General features: G+C 73.5%; 7 protein-coding genes and 1 pseudogene. All 8 read left to right on the top strand.

The features are described from left to right. Window positions 1-225, top strand: a pseudogene (locus ACFVU9_RS45280) (metallophosphoesterase); the annotation flags it as partial. Window positions 226-287: 62 nt separating this feature from the next. Then, window positions 288-755, top strand: coding sequence for a hypothetical protein (locus tag ACFVU9_RS45275; RefSeq protein WP_387603922.1), 468 nt, complete (start codon window positions 288-290; stop codon window positions 753-755). A gap of 15 nt (window positions 756-770) precedes the next feature. Further along, on the top strand, window positions 771-1130 hold the full coding sequence (locus ACFVU9_RS45270) for a low affinity iron permease family protein (protein WP_387603919.1): 360 nt from the start codon (window positions 771-773) through the stop codon (window positions 1128-1130). A 141-nt stretch (window positions 1131-1271) separates the two neighbouring features. Next, a complete protein-coding gene (locus ACFVU9_RS45265) occupies window positions 1272-2033 on the top strand; it encodes a hypothetical protein (RefSeq protein WP_387603916.1) in 762 nt (253 codons plus the stop codon). Between the two features lie 5 nt (window positions 2034-2038). Next, window positions 2039-3202 carry an SRPBCC family protein gene (locus ACFVU9_RS45260; protein WP_387603913.1) on the top strand — a complete coding sequence of 388 codons (1164 nt, stop codon included), beginning with the start codon at window positions 2039-2041 and terminating at the stop codon, window positions 3200-3202. Window positions 3203-3207: 5 nt separating this feature from the next. Continuing rightward, entirely contained in the window at window positions 3208-3654 is a 447-nt protein-coding gene (gene gvpJ / locus ACFVU9_RS45255; RefSeq protein WP_387603910.1) for a gas vesicle protein GvpJ, read from the top strand. Further along, window positions 3651-4463 carry a GvpL/GvpF family gas vesicle protein gene (locus ACFVU9_RS45250; protein WP_387603907.1) on the top strand — a complete coding sequence of 271 codons (813 nt, stop codon included), beginning with the start codon at window positions 3651-3653 and terminating at the stop codon, window positions 4461-4463. Before gvpJ ends, ACFVU9_RS45250 begins: the two co-directional genes overlap by 4 nt. Then, window positions 4454-4705 (top strand): gas vesicle protein GvpG, encoded by a 252-nt coding sequence (locus tag ACFVU9_RS45245; protein WP_387603904.1) that lies wholly within the window; start codon window positions 4454-4456, stop codon window positions 4703-4705. The genes ACFVU9_RS45250 and ACFVU9_RS45245 overlap by 10 nt, the downstream gene beginning before the upstream one ends. Window positions 4706-4968: the final 263 nt, after the last annotated feature.

The following is a 4968-nucleotide window of genomic DNA, read 5'->3' as shown; positions in this document are numbered from 1 at the left end:
CCGCCGGAGATCTACCCCTTCCTGGGCAGCTACCTGCTCGCCGAGGCGATCGACGCGGCGGGGGCCGACCTCGCCGTCCACGGCCACGCGCACCTCGGCACCGAGCGCGGCTTCACGGCTTGCGGCGTGCGCGTGCGGAACGTGGCGCAGCCGGTCATCGGCCGGGCGTTCGCGGTCTACCGGCTGCACGGCGACGTGGACGAGCCCTCCGTAGCGGAGCGTTAGGGCCGCGGCGGCCCGGGTAGGCGCGACCCGACGTACACCGAACCGGGACGAAGGGGATTGCCATGTTGCTGCTAGGACTTCTGCTGATGTCGGCGTCCGGCGCCTTCATCGGGCTGCTGATCGCGGACAACATCGCCGGCGGGCCCGAGTACCAGGCGACGGTCCTGGGCAACGACCTGGTCACGCTGAACAGCCTGGGCGTCTTCCTGGCCGGCGTGGTGCTCGGCCTGGTCTTCTGCATGGGGCTCGCCCTCATGGGGCTCGCCCGGCGGATCCGGCGGCCCGTCCGTCCCGTCGTGGGCGACGCGGCCTACCGGGAGGCGTATCCGACCCGGCGGGTGCGCAGGGTCGAACGCGTCGCACCCGTGGCCGATGACCGGCCGGCGGCCGAGGACGTCCCGGTGGCCGGTGAGGTGCCGACCCGGTCGGCCCGGCCGGAGGAACGGGCGGCGGAGCAGGGCGGCCGGGACACCGGGACGCCGGCCGAGGCGCCGCGGGGCGGCCGGATCCGGCACTTGTTCGGCCACTGACGGGAGGTCGGGGACATGACACTGAGCCACCCGGCCGAGCGCGGCCGGGGGAGCTTCGCGCGCCTGGCCGAGCGGGCCTCCAACCTGACCAGCTCGCCGCTGTTCTACTCCCTGTGCGTGCTGCTCGTGGTCGCCTTCGTGGCCGTGCACATCGCCGGACTCTCGTCCTCGTGGCAGCACTTCGTGGGCGACATGATGTCGGCGGTGACGCTGCTGCTGCTCGCGCTGCTCAAGAACGCCGAGCGCAGGGCGGAGCACGCGATCCAGCGCAAGCTCGACGCGATAGCGGCGGCTCTCCTGGCGGAGGAGGAGGGCGACCGGGGCGGGGCCAGGGAGGACTTGAAGCACGCGATCCGCCTGGAGGACGAGGTCTGAGCGGGGTCGGATCGGCACGGAACGTGGTGACGCTGCGTTGTTTCCCGCCGGTCCGGCGGGGTAGGCGAGGGGGTTCACCGAGCCGGGCCGTTGGTCTGCGAACCGAAGGCTCCCGATCACATCCTCCCCCAGGGACGGACCATGAAGAACGCGAAACTCGCCGCTGCGGTGGGCGTCGGCTACCTCCTCGGGCGGTTGCACAAAGCCCGATGGGCGCTGGCGCTCGCCGGCATGGCGGCCGGCAAGAAACTGGGTACCAGCCCGGGAGCCGCGGTCGCGCAGCTCCTCGAATCCTCGCCGCAGCTCCGGCGGATGGTCGGCGACGTGCGGGGCGAGCTGGCGAGCGCGGGCAAGAAGGCGGCCGTGGCCGCCGCGTCCCGGCGCGTCGGCGCGCTGACCGACCAGCTGGAACAACGGACCGAGGCGCTGCGCGAGGCCAACGGGCACCGCGAGGACGACGAACCGTCCGATGAGCAGGAACCGGAAGAAGAGCCGGAGGAGGAGACCGAGGACTCCGGCAAGACCCGGAGCACCCGCTCCGGCACGTCGTCCGGGAGGAGCTCGTCCAGCGGTGGTTCGTCGCGGTCCCGGACGGCGACCAAGCCCTCCGGAACGGGCACGGCGGCCCGTAAGGCAGCGCCGGCCCGCAAGAGCACGGCGACGCGTACGGGCGCGGCGGCCCGTAAGGCAGCGCCGGCCCGCAAGAGCACGGCGACGCGCACGGGCACGGCGTCCGGCAAGGCAGCGCCGGCCCGCAAGAGCACGGCGAAGGCGCCGGCGAAGAAGGCGGCCCCGCGCGCGAGCGCGGCTCGGAAGACCACCGCCCCCTCGGCCGCGAAGAGGACGAGCGCCCCGGCCCGCAAGACGGCCGGATCGCGGGCGTCCGCACGGAAGTCGAGGTGAGGACGATGGCCAAGCAGGCAGCCGAGCCCGGAATCGGAGGCATCGGCGACCTCGTGGACGCCCTGCCCACCGAGCGACTGATCGAGCAGGCACGCGAGTTCGTGTCCGCGCTGGGCGAGCGGGCCGTGGGGGCGGCCGGCGACCGGGTCGCCGACCTCGCGGACCGGCTGGTCGACTACGCCGAGAACGGCGGCGGCGGAAGCGGTGGGGGTCTCCCGGTCGGCAAGCTGCTCGGGGCCGGCGCGGCCGGAGTGAAGAGCCTCGTGTCCAACGGACTCTCGCTGTCCTCCGGGGGCGGGAAGCAGGGCGGCGGCAAGGACACCAAGGTCACCAACATCGTGGAGGAGATCGACGTCGGCGTGCCGGTGCGGGTCGCCTACAACCAGTGGACGCAGTTCCAGGACTTCCCGCAGTTCACGAAGCGGCTGGAGCAGGTGGACCAGGAATCCGACGAGAAGCTCACGTGGAAGGCGGGGATCTTCCTCTCCCACCGCACCTGGGAGTCGACCATCGTCGAACAGGTCCCGGACGAGACGATCGTGTGGCGCTCCAAGGGCGACAAGGGTCACGTCGACGGCACGGTCACCTTCCACGAACTCGCCCCCAACCTCACCAAGATCCTGCTGGTCCTCGAGTACCACCCGAAGGGCCTTTTCGAGCGGACCGGCAACCTCTGGCGGGCCCAGGGGCGGCGGGCGCGCCTGGAGCTCAAGCACTTCCGCCGGCATGTGATGACCCGGACGATCCTCGATCCCGACGGCGTCGAGGGCTGGCGCGGCGAGATCCGCGACAGCGAGGTCGTCCGTTCGCACGAGGACGCCCTGGAGGAGGAGTCCGATCAGGGGACGGAATCAGAGGAGACGGAAGACACGGGAGGCGCCCCCGACGACGAGGAGCGCGAGCGGGGCGATGAGGACGAGAACGACGACGAGGACTACGAGGACGAGCCGGAGGCTGAGGACGACTACGACGAGGACTACGCCGACGAGGAGGAGGACGAACCCGAAGAGTACGAGGACGAGCAGGACGAGGACGGAGGCGCCGACGACTTCGACGACGAGTACGAGGACGAGCAGGACGAGGACGAGTACGAGGACGAACCCGAGGACGAGGACGACGATGAACGGCCCCGGAGCCGCCGCCGGGCCCCCGCCCGGAGCGGCAGGTGAGGACGATGACGGTAGCCCCCAGGACCGGCCACTACCTGGACCGCCCCTCCCCGAGCGGCCTGGCCGACGTCCTCGACCTGATCCTCGACAAGGGCCTGGTCATCGACGTCTACGTGCGCGTCTCGCTGGTCGGCATCGAGCTGATCACGATCGATGCGCGGATCGTCATCGCGAGCGTGGACACCTATCTGCGCTTCGCGGAGGCGGTCAACCGCCTCGATCTGAAGCAGGACGGCTCGGAGGGCCTGCCGGAACTGATGGACGACATGCGCCAGGGCGGCGCCCGCCGCAAGACCCGCGGCGCCCTGGAGGGCGTCAAGGAGAGCGTCAGCGAAGTGATCGACCACGTTCGCGGGCGCGATGACGGGGACGGAGAAGAGGAGGAGGAACCGCAGGAACGGCCCCGGCGCCGGTCCCGGCCCTCCGGCGAACGCAGGGAGCGTGAACGGTGAACCGCGACACACCGGCCGCCGGTGACACCGGACCGGCCTGCTACGTCTACGGAATCGTCCCCGCCGACGCCGCCGCGCCCACGGCCGTCCGCGGGGTGGGCACACCCCCGGCGGCGGTCGAACTGCTCCCGTGCGGACGGGTCGCCGCGCTGGTCAGCGAGGTCGATCCGACCAAACCCCTGGGAACGCCGGACGACCTCCGCGCGCACGCCCGGGTGCTGGACTCGGTCGTCTCCGCCCGGGTCCCCGTGCTGCCGTTCCGGTTCGGCTCGGTGGTCGACGGCCGCCGGGCCGTGGTGGACGAACTGCTCGGCCCGTCCGAGGAGGGCTTCGCCCTCGCGCTGGAGAGCCTGCGCGGCCTCGCCCAGTACACGCTTCGCGGGTCGTACGTCGAGGACCGCGTGCTGCGGGACGTCCTCGCCGCCCGCCCCGACATCGCCGCCCTCCGGGAGCGGACCGCGTCGCTGTCGGCGGACACCGCCCACTACGACCGGCTCCGGCTGGGCGAACTGGTGGCCCGGGAGATCGCCGACCGCGGCGAGGCCGACGTGCGCCACCTGGTCGACACCCTCGGCCCGCTCGCGGTCGCGGTCACCAGGGGCCCGGGCGCGGACCTGGACCAGCCGATCGACGTGTCCTTCCTGGTCCACCACACCCGCTGGGCGCGCTTCGAGGCCGAGGCGGAGGACCTGGCGCGCGGGTGGTCCGGGCGGGTGGGTATCCGCCTCCTCGGGCCGCTGGCGCCGTACGACTTCGCGCCCGCGGCCGTCGGCGGCGGTTCCGAGGGGGTGTCCGGTCCATGGGCCTGATCACCGGGCTCCTCACCCTGCCGCTCGCGCCCGTGCGCGGCGTGGTCTGGGTGGCCGAGCAGCTGTACGCCCAGGCCCGCCGCGAGCTGGATGACCCGGCGGCCGTCCGCCGGCGCCTGGCCGAGCTGGAGGAGGCCCGTCGGAGTGGCGCCCTCAGCCCGGAGGAGGCCGACCGGCAGGAGGCGGAACTGGTCGGACGGCTGTGGGAGGCCCGGCGGACGAGCGGTCGGCGGGAGGTGTGAGCCGTGGCCGAGACCGAGCCCCGCCCGCGTCGGCCCGCAGACCGCGCGACGGCGCCGCGTCGTCGCACCGCCACCGCCCGCGCAGACGATGAGCGGCGGGGGGGGGCCCCCCCCCCGGGGGGGGGGGGGGGCCCCCCCCCCCCCCCCCCCCCCCCCGGGGGGGGCCCCCCCCCCCCCCCCCCCCCCCCCCGGGGGGGGCCCCCCCCCCCCGCGGCCACTCCGACCGTCACGAAAGTGACCGATCGTCAACTCGCTTCAGCTGC

The organism is Kitasatospora sp. NPDC057936 (assembly GCF_042887525.1).
Taxonomy (GTDB): domain Bacteria; phylum Actinomycetota; class Actinomycetes; order Streptomycetales; family Streptomycetaceae; genus Kitasatospora.
Note: the sequence above shows the minus strand (reverse complement) of the source record. Positions and strands in the feature narration are given on the sequence as shown.

What these genes read in the sequence shown, in the direction of transcription:
- ACFVU9_RS45275 (WP_387603922.1), top strand. Translation starts at nt 288, where the DNA reads ATGTTGCTGCTAGGACTTCTGCTGATGTCGGCGTCCGGCGCCTTCATC.
- ACFVU9_RS45270 (WP_387603919.1), top strand. Translation starts at nt 771, where the DNA reads ATGACACTGAGCCACCCGGCCGAGCGCGGCCGGGGGAGCTTCGCGCGC.
- ACFVU9_RS45265 (WP_387603916.1), top strand. Translation starts at nt 1,272, where the DNA reads ATGAAGAACGCGAAACTCGCCGCTGCGGTGGGCGTCGGCTACCTCCTC.
- ACFVU9_RS45260 (WP_387603913.1), top strand. Translation starts at nt 2,039, where the DNA reads ATGGCCAAGCAGGCAGCCGAGCCCGGAATCGGAGGCATCGGCGACCTC.
- gvpJ (WP_387603910.1), top strand. Translation starts at nt 3,208, where the DNA reads ATGACGGTAGCCCCCAGGACCGGCCACTACCTGGACCGCCCCTCCCCG.
- ACFVU9_RS45245 (WP_387603904.1), top strand. Translation starts at nt 4,454, where the DNA reads ATGGGCCTGATCACCGGGCTCCTCACCCTGCCGCTCGCGCCCGTGCGC.